Below are 18596 nucleotides of genomic sequence, written 5' to 3'. Positions count from 1 at the left end.
ACCGCATGCTGTTCAAAGTAATGATGCAGCGTATCTGCATCATTGATCGCATTTTTGGAAAACAAATGTAAAGTAGCACCCGTGGCCAGTGCCGGGAATAACACGGTATTACCCAGGTCGGTAGCGATGCTGGATAACAAACCATAGGAACGGCATTGCTGCAAAGGCAGATGTGCCTGCAGTCCTGCCATATAATCGGCCATGTTATGATGGGTCACCATCACACCCTTGGGTGTACCGGTACTGCCAGAGGTATAGATCACATACAGTAACTGCTCTGGTGTTACCGGCAGGGAAGCTGCCGCTGTGGTGCAGTTGATCTCATCACGGTCATCATCCAGTGATACGACCGTTAAGCCTGCTGCCGGGAGCAGATCGCGGCAACAGCTGCTGCTAACAACAACTGCAGCAGCTGTATCTTCCAGCATGTACTTTATACGTTCTGCCGGGAAATCCGGTTCAATGGGCACATAAGCACCTCCAGCCTTCAGTATACCCAGCATACCAATGATCATATCAGGGCCGCGTTCCATACAAAGCGGTACCAGGGTGCCGGTGGTAACGCCCCTCTCCTGCAGGTACCCTGCCAGCTGGGATGCCCGTTTATTAAGCGCTCTATAGGAAAGTTTTTCTTCTTCAAAAACAAGTGCAACAGCAGTTGGATTTTCCTTCGCCTGCCGTTCAAACATCTCCAGGAAATAATGACTGGCAACATCAACGGCTGTACGATTTTCCAGCTGTTGTTGTTCTATCGCATCAAGGGGCTCAATATCGCGGATATAAACAGCCTGGTTGGAGATCAGCTGCGTTATTACCTGCTGAAAATGTCTGGCTATCATCTCTATGAAATAATCAGACAACAGGTCGTTATTGTAGGTAAAGATCAGCCGGGTATCGTCAGAGATACCGATGATGATGGTCAACGGATAATTGGTATGCGGATGTGTTTCCACTTCGCTCACCTGCAGCTGCCAGGTTTGTGCATTCACAACTTCACTTACCGGATAGTTCTGGAAAGTGATTGTACTGTCGAACAGCTCCCCTGAAATATTTGTCCAGCGTTGTATTTCATTCAGTCCTACATACTGATGTTCACGGCTCTGTTGCTGTCCGTTCTGAAGTGACTGCAGCCAGACAGTGATTTCCTGCGCAGGATCGATGACCGTATACAACGGTAAGGTATTGATGTAAAGACCCACTCTTTTTTCCACACCGGGAAGGTCTTCCGGACGTCCGGAAACAGTGGTGCCATATACCACATCGCGGTGACCCGAATAACGGTATAACAGGTACGCCCACACGCCCTGCATTAAGGTATTTTGTGTGATATGATTTTGCTGGGCAAAACGTGTCAGGTTTTCTGTTACTACACTGTCCAGCCGGAAAGTGGTTTCCCTGAAATTACCACCACCCTTTGTAAGTTTATCGGTAGTACCAATAAACGGCAACAGGCTACCTTCCGATAATCCGGCCAGATAGCGACGCCAGTATTGTTCCTCCAGCTCCTTATCCATCCTTTCCTGGTAGCGGATATAATCTTCATAGCGGTCTTCTCCGGCAACAGCAACGGGTTTACCAGTCACCAGCCTTTCATAGGTATCCAGCAATGCTTCCACCATTACCGGCAATGACCATCCATCAAACAGGATATGATGGAAAGTCCACACCATCCTGTACGTATCACCTTTCAGGTGCAGCAGGCTGATACGCATCAACGGCGCCACTTTCAGGTCAAAGCCATGATGACCGTCTGTTTTTTCAAAATCCTTTACAGCCTGTGCCTGCGTACTTTCATCCATTGCGCGGTAGTCGTACACTGTCAATGGCATCTGTACGGTCTCGTACACACACTGTACAGGGATACTGAAAGTCTCGTGATAAAAACCACTGCGCAGAATACTGTGCAGTTGCAGCAGGTGATCCCAGCTACGGCGGAACAGGTCTTCCTGTACACCTGAGAGCTCACAGCTGAACTGCTCTACATAAGTACCACCCTGTGTATCAAACAGGCTATGGAACAGCATGCCCTCCTGCAGACCGGTAAGCCGGTACAGGCCACTGATCTGGCTGCGCAGGGATGCTCCTTTATAATCGCTGTCCAGGAACGCATCCAGTTCTTCATTGGTTATTTCTGCGCCCAGGTTATAATCCGCAGGTGTATAAACAGCCGGTAAGGTTGCCTGTTCCATACAATGGGATATCAGGCTTTCCAGCTGTGTGAGATAATTATCCGCCAATGTGCTGATGTCTGCAGCATCAAAATGCAGGGTACTATACCCCCATTTCAATACCAGATCACCATCCTGGACGATACTGTTCACGGATATTTTTTCCCTTACCGGAAAATCATCACCCAGGCCGGCACCGGATGCTTCGGGCGCTACAGACAAGTCGCCGCTTTCACGTACAACATGATCTGTTTGTCCGAGGTAGTTGAAAATAATATCCCATGCATCTCCTCCCTGCAATGCAGGTATTTTGCTAATATATTTCAATACACCAAAACCAATTCCCTTATCGGGTACGCGGCGCAACTGCTCCTTCACATCTTTCAGCAGCGCACCAGGTTGCTTTTCCGCAGCTACCTGCAGCAGCACCGGGTACATGCTGGTGAACCAGCCTACTGAACGGCTGGTATCTGTACTGGGGATGATATCCTCCCGGCCATGTCCCTCAAGGCCTATCAGCACATCCGGTCGATTGGTCCATGCAGATAGTGTCGCCGCAAGTGCGCATAGCAATACATCGTTGATTTCGGTGTGATATACACGTGGTACATCGCGAAGCAGTTGTTGCGTACGCAGGCTGTCGAGTGACACCACCACATAACCCGTATCTGCTACTGTAACAATACCATTGTATGATTTGGCGGCAGGCAGCGGCGTATAATGCTGTACTATTTGTTCCCAGTATGATTGCTGGTGCAGCAGCCTGTTACGGTGGCTGTAAGCCACCAACCCTTCATACCACTGGCGATAAGAAGTTGTTTTAGGTCCCAGGATAGCTGTTGCTGATTTTCCGGACTGACCGTCCTTCAGGATTAGTTCAAGATCCTGCAGCAGGATACGCCAGGAAACGCCATCTACCGCCAGGTGATGAACTACCAGCAATAAACGGTTATGCGTTTCCGTAGCCGGCGTAAGGAACAATACCGGGCGAAATAATACGCCATTGCGGGTATCCATCTGCCCATGGAATTTATCTGCCTGTGCAGGCAGGAAAGTGTCCAGGTCTGCAGCATCCAGGTGTTGCAGGTCTACTGTTTCCAGTTCACTTTCGTGGGTACCGTATACCTGCATGATACCATCAGCAGTAACCTCATAGGTAAAACGTAATGCGTCATGGTAAACAGACAATTGCTTTACGGCTGCTGCCAGCACTAGGTTATCTGTTTGTTTACTCACGGACATCAGCACACTCTGGTTAAAATGAGCGTTGCCGGAAGCACCGGTTTCAAAATACCAGTGCTGGATAGGCAGCAGGCCGCTGTTACCGGTCAGGATTCCCTGTTCACCTGTTGCTGCCGTAGTATTGCGGGACGACAGCAATGCAGCGAGCGAAGCAATGGTCTGGTGCAGGAACAGGTCTCTGGGTTGCAGATCAAAGCCGGCACGTTTGGCGCGGCTCACCACCTGTATGGTGATGATAGAATCTCCTCCCAACTCAAAGAAATTATCGTATATGCTTATCCGTGATACACCCAGGAGTTCCTGCCAGATGCCTGCAAGGCCCTCTTCTGCAGCGCTGCGTGGTGCGGCATATACGGTATCTTCCCGGTTAGCTGCTCCCGGATCGGGCAATACCTTTTTATCGATCTTTCCATTGGTGGTCACCGGAAATTTATCCATCTCCACCAGTACAGCCGGTATCATATATTCCGGCAGTTTCTGTTTCAGGAAAATGATAATGCCTTCCCGGTTAAAGACGCCATTGGGTATAATATAGGCTACCAGTCGTTTGTGGCTATGCTGGCCGGTGTTATCCGATAATGCCACCACTACGGCATTGGCTACGAATTCGCTTTGTAATAAGGTGCTTTCAATTTCCCCCAGCTCTACACGGAAGCCACGTATCTTCACTTGTTCGTCTACGCGACCCAGGTATTCAATAAAGCCATCCGGTGTCCAACGCACAATATCGCCGGTTTTATACAGGCGATCTCCGGGAATATTACTGAAAGGATGAGGGATAAATCTTTCCGCTGTAAGAGCAGGCTGGTTAAGATAACCCTGCGCCACACCGGCGCCGCCTACATACAGCTCTCCAGCCACTCCCACGGGCACCAGGCTGCGGGTTGTACTAAGCACATAAGCCGTGCGGTTGTTTAATGGTGTACCGATAGGCGTATTAGCTGTCAGCCCATGTTTACTGATCAGGTAACTGAGAGAAAAAGTAGTATTCTCCGTTGGTCCGTAGATGTTACTGATGTCAATATCCGGATAGGTTTGCCTGAACCGTTCCAGATGTTTTTCCGACAGCTTTTCTCCACCGGTAAGGATGGCCGACAGCTTTTCAAAAACGGTAATGTCTGCATCTACCAGCTGATTAAACCAGCTGGTGGTAATAAATAATTTTGTTACCTGCCTGCCATGCAGCTCCTTCTTCAGCAGCGCCGGATCCAGCAGGCTGTTTTCCGCGCTGAGGATAAGAGCGCCGCCATTAAGCAGCATTCCCCAATATTCAAATGTAACCGCATCAAATGCCAGCGAGCCGGCAGAAAGAATACGGTCTGCCGGTGTGAGGGTGATGTAGTTGGTACCTTTTACCAGGCTGGTGACGTTACGATGGGTAACTACCACCCCTTTGGGTTTGCCGGTAGAACCGGAGGTGTAAATAACATATGCCAGGCTCTCTGCATGGGTGGTTACCTGCAGGCTGCCTGTGGGCAGTTCCGGCAACTGGTCCATGTAAATAAGTGCGGCATGTGGTGCTGCGTCCTCAAATAAAGCCTGGTAAGCAGCAGTGGTTAATGCCAGTGAGCAGTTGATATCCTCCAGCATATAGGCAATACGTTCGCGCGGATACCCGGGATCAACCGGCACATAAGCCCCACCTGCTTTCAGGATGGCCAGTATACCTACCATCATATCAAGCGACCGGCTCATACAAACCGGTACCAGCGTACCACTGGTTACTCCCTGTTGTTGCAGGTATACCGCCAGCTGTGCCGCCTGTACATCCAGTTCAGCATAGGTTAGCTGCCCGTCACCAAATGCAACAGCGGTAGCAGCAGGTGTATGTGCCACCTGCAAGGCAAAGAGTTCTGTAATGGATTTATCTGCCGGGTAATCTACAGCAGTATCATTAAAGGCTTTGAGCAACTGGTGCTTTTCCGCATCACTCAAAATAGATAGGAATCCTATTTGTCTTTCCGGCGCAGCTACTATTGCGCGCAACAACTGCTCAAAGTGCTGCGCCATCCTTGCAATAGTGGGCTCTCCAAACAAGTCTACACTATATTCAATCTTACCGGCAATACCGTCAATACTTTCCTGCAGGAAAAAGGTTAGGTCAAATTTAGCAGTGGTATCACTCGTATCTACCTGTACCATCTGCAGGTCGCCCAACCGCAGCTCTGGTGCATCGGGCATGTTCTGCAGGGAAAATGCTACCTGGAACAATGGACTGCGGCTGATATCACGCTCCTTCACCACTGTTTCCACCACTTTTTCAAAGGGCAGATCCTGGTGATCATACGCGCCCATCATAGTTTGCTTTACGTTCTGCAACAAAGCCGTAAAGGATGGGTTGCCTGAGAGGTTATTCCGCAGGGCAAGGGTATTCACAAAAAAACCGATAAGTGTTTCCACTTCCTGCATGGTCCTGCCAGCCGTAGGGCTGCCAACGCAAATGTCTTCCTGTCCGCTATAGTGATACAGCAGTACATTGAAGGCCGCCAGTAACGTCATATACAGTGTAACATCCTGCTGAAGGGATAACGCTTTCAACGCTGTAGTAAGTTCCCTGCTGATGGTGATGTTATAACTGGCGCCATGCGTACTTTGCACAGCAGGACGTACAAAATCAAGTGGCAACTGCAGCGTAGCCACCCCTTCCATTTTTTCTTTCCAGTATGCCAGCTGTTTATCCGATATATCACCGGATATATATTTACGCTGCCAGATAGCATAATCAGCATACTGAATATCCATTGCGGGCAGATGGGATGTACGCCCTTCCGTATAGGCAGCGTACAGTTCTGCCAGCTCCTTCACCGTGATACCAACGGACCAGCCATCGGAGGCAATGTGGTGCATCACCATCACCAACAGGTGCTCCTTCGGACCTTTCACTACCAGGTGTGCCCTCAGCATATGATCATGTGCAAGATCAAAAGGAAGATCTATCAGGGATTTTATGAATGCAGGCGATATTGATTCATTATCAGGACAACTAACTATTGACAATTCCCAACGGTCTTTATCCATCACATGCTGGGAAGCTTTACCATCTTCTTCCAGTATAACGGTGCGTAATATTTCATGACGATTCACAATAGTGCGGAGGGCATATTCCAGCGCTACCTTGTCCAACGAACCTTCCAGTTTTAATGCAGCAGAAATATGATAGTTAATACTGCTACCCATACGGTCTATAAACCACAGGCGTTCCTGGCTATACGACAAGGGTATGCTGGTAATCCCATCAGGGCTGTTGGAGGTAATCCTTTCACCTGTGTTGTTACGCTGCGCATAGAGCTCATTGTTTACCAGCATAACGCGTATCTGCTCCCGGTAGGTTTTTATTTCCGCCAACAGGTCGCTGCTGATAGTTTCAGAACGGGGAACTTTGAATTTGATCTTTTCATTTTCCAGGAACAATATGATCCCTAGTTTCCTGGCCTTGTCAACTACTTCAAATGCTTTTTCAAAATTAGTATCTATCATATACGCTTGTTTGAAAGATGATATTCGGGAACTGAAACAATGCCGGGTTTTACAGCTCAAAGACTTCATACTCCCCATTGGTTTCCAGTTCTGTATTGGCAGCTGTAGAGGCGATATAGGCGCTTAACTGTGCTATATCCTTGCACTCAAACAGTTTACTTACAGGAACATTCACCCCCTGTTGGTTACGCAATGCAGCCATCAGCCGGATAGCCATGAGAGAATGTCCTCCCAGTTCAAAGAAGTTATCGTGAACGCCTACACGTTCTACTCCAAGCAGTTCTTTCCAGATGTCCGCGAGCGCCTGCTCCATATCATTTCTTGGCGCCACATAGTCATTCTGGAACAAGGTGCCTGCATCCGGATCGGGCAACGCCTTACGATCTGTTTTACCATTGGATGTAAGCGGCATTTTTTCAAGGGGCACCAGCAATGCAGGCACCATATAATCCGGTAGTTTGGCGTGAAGCCATGCGTTGATTCCTTCTTTGTTAAACTCACCTTGTGGCACTACATAACCGATCAGCCTTTTCCGGTCTCCATCCTCTCCTTTCGCCAACACTACCGCCTGGCTTACCAACCCGGATTCCTGCAACACACTTTCTATCTCACCCAATTCTATACGGAAACCGCGGATCTTCACCTGGTCATCTATGCGGCCCAGGTATTCGATGGTGCCATCCGGCAGCCATCTGCCAAGATCACCCGTTCTGTACAGGCGGTCGTCTGCATTTTTGCTGAATGGATCCTGCACAAAACGTGCAGCCGTGAGTTCAGGACGGTTTAAATAACCTCTGGCCAAACCATCTCCTCCTACATACAGCTCACCGGTAATACCGATGGGAGCCGGCTGCTGGTAAGGATCCAGCACATACAGACTTAGCGTCGGGATAGCTTTTCCGATTACACTGCTACTGGTTATTGCGGCGAGTTCCAGTTCCTGGTAGGTAACATGCACCGTGGTTTCGGTAATGCCATACATATTGATAAGCCTGCTGCCGGGATATTGCTGCAGCCACGGCTTCACCCGTGCAGGGTTCAGCGCTTCGCCACCGAAGATGACGTACCGTACCGGCACCGTAGCAGCATTCGCTGTCAGATAATCCTGCAGCACATAAAATGCAGATGGCGTCTGGTTCAGTATAGTTACCCCCTGTTTGATGACCAGTTCCCCGAATGCTGCAGCATCCTGCGCAATATGTCTGGGCACTATCACCACACGACCGCCATAGAACAATGCACCGTACATTTCCCATACGGAGAAGTCGAAACAGAAAGAATGGAACATGGTCCATACATCTGCTGCATTAAAATCATACAGCGGTGTATCTGTTTCAAACAACCGCACCACATTCCGGTGCTCTATCATTACCCCTTTCGGTTTGCCGGTAGATCCGGATGTGTAGATCACATAGGCCAGTTGCTCCGGACGGACTGTAACACCGGGTGCTTCAGATGGATAACCGCTGATGATGTCAGCATCGCCATCCAGGCGAATAATATCCAGCGTAGCAGTAAAACAGTCCGCACTGGTATTGCTGCTCACAACAATAGCAGCATCCGTATCTTTCAGCATGTAATCGATGCGTTCTGCCGGGTAATCCGGATCCATGGGAACATACACCCCACCGGCCTTCAGTATACCGAGGATGGCAATGATCATTTCCAGCGACCTTTCTATACAAACCGGTACAAATGTTTCTGCTACTACGCCTTTGCTGACGAGGTAATGGGCCAGCTGCGATGAACGTTCATCCAGCTCCCGGTAGGTAAGCGAAGTGCCTTCAAACACCACTGCAATAGCATCCGGTATTTGCACGGCCTGACGGGTAAACAGGTCTATGATATTTTTATCACGTGGGTAGCCGGTGAGACTGTCATTGAAATGCAGCAGCAGTTTTTCTTCCTCAGCAGACGGCAATATAGACAGGGCACCTATTTGCGCCGCAGGTGTTTGTACCACTGCGCGAAGCAATTGCTCAAAGTGTGTGAGCATGCGTTCAATTGTATCATGGTTGAAAAGGTCTACACAATATTCCACGTCTGCCTGGATACCTTCCGGGCTTTCCTGTAACATGAAAGTGAGATCAAATTTCGTAGTACCCTGACCGGAAAGTTCAGGCGTTACCGTTATATCAGCCAGGTGCAGTTCACCAGCTTCCGGCGCATTCTGGAATCCGAATACAACCTGGAACAATGGACTGCGGCTCATATCGCGGTCCCTCACCACCGTTTCCACCACTTTCTCAAAGGGAACATCCTGGTTTTCATACGCACCTAACATGGTTTGTTTCACCTGTTGCAAGAAGGTGGTAAAAGACGGATTGTTGCCCAGATCGCTCCGGAGAGCGAGGGTATTTACAAAGAACCCAATCAGTCCTTCTGCTTCCTGCTGTGTTCTACCAGCCACCGGTGTACCCACGCAGATATCAGGTTGGTGAGTGTAGCGGAACAGCAGCACCTTAAAGGCAGCCAGCAATGTCATAAACAGGGTGGCGCCTTCCTGCTGCGACAGGGCATGCAGTTGTGCAGAAAGCGCCGGATCGATGCTGAACTGTGCCGATGCACCGCGGGTACTTTGAATGACCGGGCGCGTATGGTCCACAGGCAATTCCAGTGTAGCCACGCCCGTTAGTTTGTCTTTCCAGTAGCCCAGTTTATTTTCCAGTACATCCCCGGAAAGATAAGCACGCTGCCAGATGGCATAGTCTGCATACTGGACAGACAGCGCAGATAATACTGCTTTCTGCCCTGATACAAAAGCATCATACAATGCCATCAGTTCATTTACCAGGATGGCGGAAGACCAGCCATCAGAAGCAATATGATGCAGTGTTACCACGAGGATATATGTTTGATCCCCTGTGCTGATCAGCTGTGCCCGCAGCATATGATCTGCTGCCAGATCATAGGGGGTAATGATCAGCTGTCTTATATAGGTTTGTAACGAAACATGCGCTGTTTTCCATTCCCTATCATCTACTACTTCCAGCTGCCATCCGTTTTTATCCAGTACCTGCTGATAAGGCTGGCCTTCTGTTTCCCGGATAACGGTACGCAGTGCTTCGTGACGGTTTACTATTGTTTGCAGGGCGTACTCCAGGGCATCGCTACGCAGCTTCCCTTTTAAGTGGAGTACTACAGGAATATGATACTGCAATGTACCTTCCAGCTGGTCAATGAACCATAGCCTTTCCTGGCTATAAGACAACGGGATATGGGCAGGCCGTTCCGCAGCAACAAGCAGTGGCACATGGCTGGTATCCTGTTGCCCCTGTAACCTGGCAGCCAGCAAAGCGATAGTCGGATATTCGAATATATCACCGATGGCTACTTCCACGCCCAGTTGTTTCCTGATAGCGGAGATGACCCGTATCGCAAGCAGAGAGTGACCTCCCAGGGCAAAGAAATCATCATGAACACCCGGCTGTTCCACTTCCAGCAATAGCGACCAGATAGCAGCCAGTGTTTTTTCTATGGCTGTTTGTGGCACTCCTCCTGTTTCCCTGGTAAGAGTTACGTCAGGATCAGGTAATGCCCTGCGGTCTATTTTACCATTAGCCATGAGCGGGAAATGATCCAGCTGTACCAGCGCAGCAGGTACCATATAGTCAGGTAACAGTTCACGCAGGTAAGCGATGATACCATCCTGATCATATTCTTCCTGTGGGATCACATAGCCGGTGAGACGGTTGGTACCACTGTTATCCGGACGTGCTATCACCACTGCCTGCTTAACAAGCGGACAAGCACTTAACACCTGGCTGATCTCACCAGGTTCTACGCGGTAGCCGCGGATCTTCACCTGGTCGTCCACTCTTCCGAGGAAAACAATATTTCCATCCGGCAGATATTTTACTTTATCTCCGGTGCGGTATACTTTTTCTTCACTATCCGGTGCAAACGGATCAGCGATAAAACGACTGGCGGTTAATGCTTCATTATGCAGATAACCTGCGGCCACACCATCACCACCGATGTAAAGTTCTCCCGGAACACCTGCCGGGCAGAGTTTTCCTTCGCTGTCCACGATATAAATGCGGGTATTGGAGAACGGCTGGCCTACTGGTACCACCTGGTTGTAGATAGTGCCCGGCTGCACCACATGCAGCAGTTTTCCTATAGTCGTTTCCGTTGGGCCGTAGTGATTTACTACCGTGCAGGAAGTGGCAGCTGCACGGATACTGTCTACTACCCCTGCGCCTAATGCTTCCCCACCGAAGATGAGCAGCTTTTGCGGCAGCAACAGGTGATCTGTATCAGACAGCGCTTTCCAGTGCGACGGTACAATTTTGATCACATCAATAGGATGTTCTCTGAAATAACGGCGGATACTTTCTGCATCGTTGATAGTAGTCTTTGCAAACAGATGCAGGGCTGCACCATGTACCAGCGCCGTAAACAGTACCGTGTTACCAAGATCCGTAGCGATGCTGGACAACAGGCCGAAGGAACGGCATTCCGCCACCGGCAGATGTGCCTGCAAGCCTGCCAGGTAATCAGCCAGGTTACGGTGGGTGATCATCACCCCTTTAGGCGTACCGGTACTACCGGACGTATAAATAACGTACAGCAGTTGGCCGGGCGATGGCAGTGTATCCGGCGCCGTTACCGGGTAAGCACTGATTCGGTCCAGATCATCATCCAGCAGGATGATCTGCAGGCCGCTGTCGGCGGGTAATACGCCGCTGGCTGTCTGACTGCTCACTACTATTGCCGCGCCGGTATCTTCCAGCATGTATTTAATTCTTTCTGCCGGAAAATCGGGCTCCAATGGCACATAGGCACCACCGGCCTTCAGGATTCCCAGCATCCCCACAATCATGTCAAGAGAACGTTCTATACACAACGGTACCAGTGTACCTGCTTTTACTCCCTTTTTACGGAGATAGTGTGCCAGCTGGTTGGTACGTTCGTTTAGTTCATCGTAGGTGAGTGTGTTATTTTCAAATACCAGTGCTGTAGCCTGCGGTGTAGCAGCTACTTGCGCCTGGAACATGTCCACAAAAGTCTTTTCTTCCGGATAATCCACCCGACCCTTATTGGCGGCGAGCAATAACTCCTTGCGCTCTGCACCGGTGAGCAGGTCCAGCTCACCAATAGTAACATGTTCATGATCCAATACCTGCAGCAATACCTGTTCAAAATGCCGCATGATTTTTCCGATATGAAATGCTGGCAGCAGGTGGCTATTGTAGGTAAACAGCAGGTTCGTTTCCTTACCGATACTAATGATGATGGTGAGCGGGTAGTTGGTATGCGGGTGTACCTGCACATCTCCCACCTGCAACTGCCAGGTCCGGGAGGATAATACCTCGCTTACCGGGAAATTCTGGAAAGTGATAGAACTGTCAAACAGGTCGCCGGCAACACCTGACCACTGCTGGATATCACTCAGCCGCGCGTATTGGTATTCACGGCTCTGCAGCTGGCTTTGCTGTATTGCCTCCAGCCATTCTGTAATGTGCAATCCTGTTTCCAGGCGTGTGTGCAGCGGCAATGTATTAATATACAATCCTACCCTTGATTCCACACCCGGCAGATCTTCCGGACGACCAGATACCGTAACACCGTAAATAACATCCTGTCTGCCGGTATAGCGGTATAACAGGTACGCCCATACGCCTTCCATTAATGTGCTCGGGGTAATATGATGCTGCTGCGCATAGGCGGCCAGGCGCGCAGTAACTCCGGCATCCAGCACATGCTGCATTTCCATATAGGTGCCTGCTCCCTTTGTACGGATAGCAGTAGCATCTATAAACGGCAGCAGACAACCTTCGTCCACTCCTTCGAGTGCACTGCGCCAGTATTGTTCTTCCTGTTCCAGGTCGCGCTGGTCCAGGTAACGGATGTATGCTTCGTAATCGTCCACTGCGGCGGCAGGTACCGGATCACCAGCTGTCAGCAGCTCATAGGCTGTCAGCAGTTCCTCCATCAGCACCGGCATAGACCAGCCATCGAGCAGAATATGATGCGATGTCCAGAACAACCGGTACACATTATCCTGCAAACGGAGCAGGGTAAAGCGCATCAGCGGGGCAGCACCAAAGTCAAAAGCCTGGCGGTTATCCCGTAATGCAAATTCCTCTACGGCTGCGGCCTGCGCATCCGGCGCCAGATGGCGGTAATCCAGTATTTCAAATGGCAGTATAATATCGCGGTATACGCATTGTACCGGTACAGAGAAAGCATCATAATAGAAAGCGCTGCGCAGGATCGTATGCTGGTGTATTACCTGCTCCCAACTTTCTCTGAATGCGGCTGTATGCAACTCTTTCAGCTCACAGCTGAACTGTTCTATATAAGTACTTCCGGCTTCATCATACAGGCTGTGGAACAACATGCCTTCCTGTAATCCGCTCAGACGATACATGCTCTCTACCTGACCGCGGCGTGGCGCGCCGTTGAAGTCTGTATCGAGGAATGCGTCCAGCTCCTGGCTGGTGACTACTGCACCCAATCCATAGTCAGATGGTGTAAACACCGGAGCTCCCAGACTCAGGCAGTGACCGATCAATGCCTGCAAGTGCACCACATAATCTGCTGACAGCTGCGCAATAAGCGCCTCATCAAAATGCAGGTTGCTGTAACGCCACTTGATCACCAGCTCACCACCCTGGATGATACTGTCAACGGTCAGTTTATCTGTCAATATAAAATCTGCAGCAATACCGGAACCCGAAGGCTCTGTTGCCATTTTTAAATACCCATGTTCCTTCACTACATTATCTGCCTGGCCGAGATAGTTGAACACTACATTCCAGGGTTCCCTGCCCTGCAGGTAAGCAGCCTTGCCAATGTATTTCAGTATCCCATAACCAATTCCCTTATCAGGCACCTGCCGCAGCTGTTCTTTCACTGCTTTCAGTACGGCGCCTGTTTCCCGCTCTGCCGGCACTTCCAGCAATACAGGATACAGGGTGGTGAACCAGCCTACCGTATGACTGGTATCTATACCAGCAGCGATGTCTTCGCGACCATGTCCTTCCAATCCTATCACTACGGTTGCGGCATCGTTCCATGCCGACAGCGTGAGTGCCAGGGCACTTAAAAGAACATCATTGATTTCTGTATGATAGGCGCGCGGCACTTCCTGCAACAGCTGTTGCGTTTGCAGCGTACCCAGTTTTACCTCGCAGTAACCAGTATCCGATACCGTCACTTTTCCTTCGTATTGTTTTTCTGTACGCAGCGGTATATAACCTGCTGCTACTTTTTTCCAGTAAGCTTCCTGGCTGAGCAACCGGCGGCGGTGCCCATAGTCTCCCAATGCGGTATACCACTGGCGGTAGGAGCTGCCTTTCAGGCCCAGCATGCCGGAAGTGGCCGCAGGTCCTTTTTTCAACAATACATCCAGGTCGTCCAGTAATATTCTCCACGAAACACCATCTATGGCGAGGTGATGGATAACAATGAGTAGCCTGTTATCAGCTACATCACCTGGTGTCAGGAAAAGCACTGCATGCAGCAGGATGCCCTGTTCAATATCCAGGTATTCATGACTGCTGTTACCGTATGTTTCCAGGTCAGTGCTCCATGAAGATGTTGCCTGCTGCTGTAGATCCACAACGGTTAATGCGCCTTCCTGCGTGCCAAACTGCTGTTGCCAGCCGTGTTCGCCGTAGGTGTATACAAACCGCAGGGCATCATGATATTGCAGTAATGTGCGGATGGCGGTAAGAATGGTATCTGCAGACAACTGCTTATCTACCGACAGCAACATACGCTGGTTAAAGCGTGCATCTGTAAGACCGGTCATATCAAAGTATCGCTGCTGAATCGGCAACAATCCGCTGCTGCCTGTCAGGATACCCTGTTCCCCGGTGGCCAGTGTGCTGCGCTCACCTGCTATCAGTGCGGCCAGGCGGCTGATCGTCTGGTGCATAAAGATATCACGCGGTTGCAGTTCATAACCAGCACGTCTTACGCGGCTCACCACCTGTATAGTAACGATGGAGTCGCCACCCAATTCAAAGAAATTATCGTGTATACCTACCCGTGAGATACCCAGCAGTTCCTGCCAGATACCGGCGAGCACCTGTTCTGTTTCATTTCCCGGAGCTACATAAGCATCTGCACGTACCGCACCCAGATCCGGGTCCGGCAATGCTTTCCGGTCGATCTTGCCATTGGCAGTCATCGGCAAAACTTCCAGTGGCACCATTACAACAGGCACCATGTAGTCAGGCAGCTTTTGCTGCACATAGGCCAGGATACCTTCTTTATTGAAAACACCAGCCGGTACGATATAGGCTACAAGCCGCCTGTGCTGGTGGGGGCTGTTCTTCTCGACAACGGCCGTTACCACTGCTTTATCTACCAGTTCACAATCCTGTAATACATTTTCTATTTCTCCTAGTTCTATGCGGTAACCACGGATCTTCACCTGTGTATCTATCCTGCCCAGGTATTCAATGGTACCATCCGGCAACCATCTGCCCAGATCTCCTGTGCGGTACATCCTGCTGCCAGGGGATGTATGGAAAGGATCTGCCACATATTTCTCCGCAGTAAGATCAGGACGGTTAAGGTAACCACGCGTTACACCTGCACCACCAATACAGATCTCTCCAGCAATACCTGCAGGCATTAATTGATTGCCCGGACCCAGGATATAGACATGTGAATTATCCACCGGATGACCAATAGATGCAGATGCCTGTCCTGGTGTTAACCTGCACACAGTACTGTAAGTTGTATCTTCTGTGGGGCCGTACAGGTTCCGCACTATCATCTGCTCCAGTACCCTGCTGCGCTGTACTTCTGCCGGAATCGGCTCACCAGCCATATTCAGCACCGTAACCGTTGACAGATCTGCCTGACTGTTTAATAATGCCTGGATTACACTGGGCACGGTATTCAACAGTACAGCAGTATCATCTGCCAGGTACTTTTCAACCGCCAGCCCATTCTGCACTATCCTTATCCGTTTACCAATTGTCAGTGGGTAAAACAATTCAAAAATCGAAAGGTCAAAACACATGGAAGTTGTTGCATACACCGTATCAAACTTGTCTGCTTCAAACTCGCGCCGGCACCAACATATAAAGGCAAACAAATTTCCATGTTCTATCATCACCCCTTTGGGCTTGCCGGTAGATCCGGAAGTATAGATCACATAGGCCAACTGGTCCGGGGTTGTTGGCACGGCTACTGATGTGGTGGTATAATTGTCTATTATATCACTGGCTTCATCCAGTGATATAACAAGCGCCTGACCTGCATCCGGCAATACCCTTTTCCTGGAGGCACTGCTGCTGATGATCACCGTTGCCGCTGTATCCTGTATCATGTAGCTGATACGTTCCAGCGGATATTCCGGATCAATGGGCACATAGGCGCCACCGGCCTTCAGTATACCCAGCATGCCGATGAGCATTTCGGGTGACCGTTCTATACATAACGGTACCAACGTTTCGCTTTCCACGCCGCGGCTGATAAGGTAATGCGCCACCTGGTTGGAACGTTCATCCAGTTCACGGAAGGTAAGCTCCCTGCCGTCATGCACTACCGCTGTAGCATCAGGTGTAAGTGCCGCCTGTGCCACAAGCAGATCTATTACCGTTTTATCCTGCGGGTAATCATGGACTGTGTCGTTAAATATTTCCAGCAGCTGCTGGTATTCTCCCGGAGCCAACATTTCAACATCGTTGATATGCTGCGCCGCTTTGCTAACGATCTGCAGTAATACCTGCTTAAAATGCGCCGCAATGGACTGCACATATACCTGTTCCAGCAGCCGGGTATTATAGCTGAATTGTATATCTATTTCTGCTGCCGCTACAATCACTATATCGAGTGGATAGTTCGTTTGCTCACGTACTACAGGATTTTCTACCTGCAGTTGCCATGACTGCGCTGCCAGCACCTTGCTAACCGGGAAATTTTCAAATACCAGCAGGCTGTCGAACAGATCGCCCCGTACACCTATCCACCGCTGTATTTCATGCAATGGGGTATGCTGGTGTTCACGGCTCTGCAGTTGTGTTGCCTGCAATGATTGCAGCCACTCTGTTACTGCCTGTTCCTTGTTGATGGTAGTGACCAGCGGGATCGTATTGATGTACATTCCAACCCGTTCTTCCACACCCGCCAAATCTTCCGGTCTGCCGGATACGGTAGTACCAAATACTACCTGTTCACGCCCGGTATAATAATGTAACAGGAACGCCCACACGCCCTGCATCAGGGTATTGATGGTGATCCTGGATTGTTGTACAAATTGTGTAATAAGCTGTGTAGTGGCGGTGTCCAGCAGCAGCTTTTCCGCCATTACGGCGCCACCTGCCCTGGTCCTGTCCGTCACTGCACTGATGAAAGGCAGCAGGGTGGGTTCTTCTACCGTGTGCAGATAATTGCGCCAGTAGTTTTCTTCTGTTTCCCTGTCACGATGCTGCAGGTAACTGATATAATCTCCATAACGGTCTTCCTTCACCGGTGGCAGCGCTTTTCCTGCTGCCAGCAATTCGTAGGTGTTTAACAGTGACTCCATCAGCAGCGGCAATGACCATCCGTCTATTAAAATATGGTGGAAGGTCCAAAGCAGGCGGTAACGTGTTTCGTCCAAACGGATCAGTACCATCCGCATGAGCGGTGCCGCAGAAAAGTCAAATCCCTGGCTGCGGTCTGCTGCATCCAGTTCCTGAATTGCCTGGGTTTGTTCTTCCGGCGTATAATGCCTGTAATCATGTATTGTGACCGGCAGTTGTACGTTGTGATATACACATTGTACCGGCACAGAGAAAGGACCGGTATAAAAGGCGCTGCGTAATATGCTGTGGGTGCTGATCAGGTGTGCCCAGCTTTGCAGGAAAGCTTCTTCCTGCAAGCCTGTCAATTCACAGGAGAACTGTTCAATATAGGCGCCGCCGTTATGATCATACATACCGTGGAACAACATACCTTCCTGCAAACCGCTGAGCGGATAAATGCTTGCTACCTGGCCACGTCTTGGCGCACCGTTATAATATTCATCAAGGAATTCATCCAGTTGTCCGATAGTAACCACATCTCCCAAACCATAGTCAGACGGTGTGAACACCGTTGCGGTATCCATACAATGGCTGATCAGCTGTTGCAGGTGCACCAGGTAATCGCCGGCAAGTTTATTGACCGTTGCTTCATCAAAGTGCCTGGTGCTGTAATCCCATTGGAGTATCAGTTGCCCGTCACGGATGATGCTGTTCACTGCCAGTTTTTCATTGACAGGGCATGCCGCTCCGGTATCTTCACCAGAAGGTCCCGTAGCCAGACTTACATATTTACCGGCAACTGTATTATCAGTCTGCCCAAGATAGTTGAAGAGGATTTCCCATGGATCTTTACCTTGCAGGGATGGTGCTGCTGCTATATATTTCAGCACACCATAACCCAGTCCCTTACCGGGCACCTGCCGCAATTGTTCCTTCACTGCTTTCAGCACATGACCGGTATGATGCGGATCCTTTACCTCCAGCAATACGGGGTATATACTGGTAAACCAGCCTACCGTACGACTAAGATCTATGCCAGGCGCTATATCTTCACGACCATGGCCTTCCAGGCCGATCAATACTTTAGCAGTATCATTCCATCCCGACAAGGTAAGTGCCAGTGCTGCCAGCAGAAGGTCATTGATTTCTGTATGATAGGCACGTGATACATCCTGTAGCAGCTGCCGCGTAGATACCACATCTAACCGGTTTTCAAAACTTCGTATATCCGATT

General features: G+C 49.9%; 2 protein-coding genes (1 of these 2 cut by a window edge). Both read right to left on the bottom strand.

Going from position 1 to position 18596, the window contains the following annotated elements; translation table 11 throughout:
* Window positions 1-6887, bottom strand: a 6887-nt coding sequence (locus AC1DP6_RS21640; RefSeq protein ID WP_477056676.1) for an amino acid adenylation domain-containing protein, incomplete at its 3' end; no start/stop codon positions are given.
* Window positions 6888-6936: 49 nt separating this feature from the next.
* Window positions 6937-18596, bottom strand: partial view of a non-ribosomal peptide synthase/polyketide synthase gene (locus AC1DP6_RS21635; protein WP_477056675.1) — the final stretch only. It continues 16762 nt past the right edge of the window; 11660 of the gene's 28422 nt are visible here — the last part of the coding sequence; its start codon lies beyond the right edge, outside the window — the gene reads right to left on this strand; it ends in the stop codon at window positions 6937-6939.

It is taken from the genome of Chitinophaga sp. 01L420 (assembly GCF_056399985.1).
Note: the sequence above shows the minus strand (reverse complement) of the source record. Positions and strands in the feature narration are given on the sequence as shown.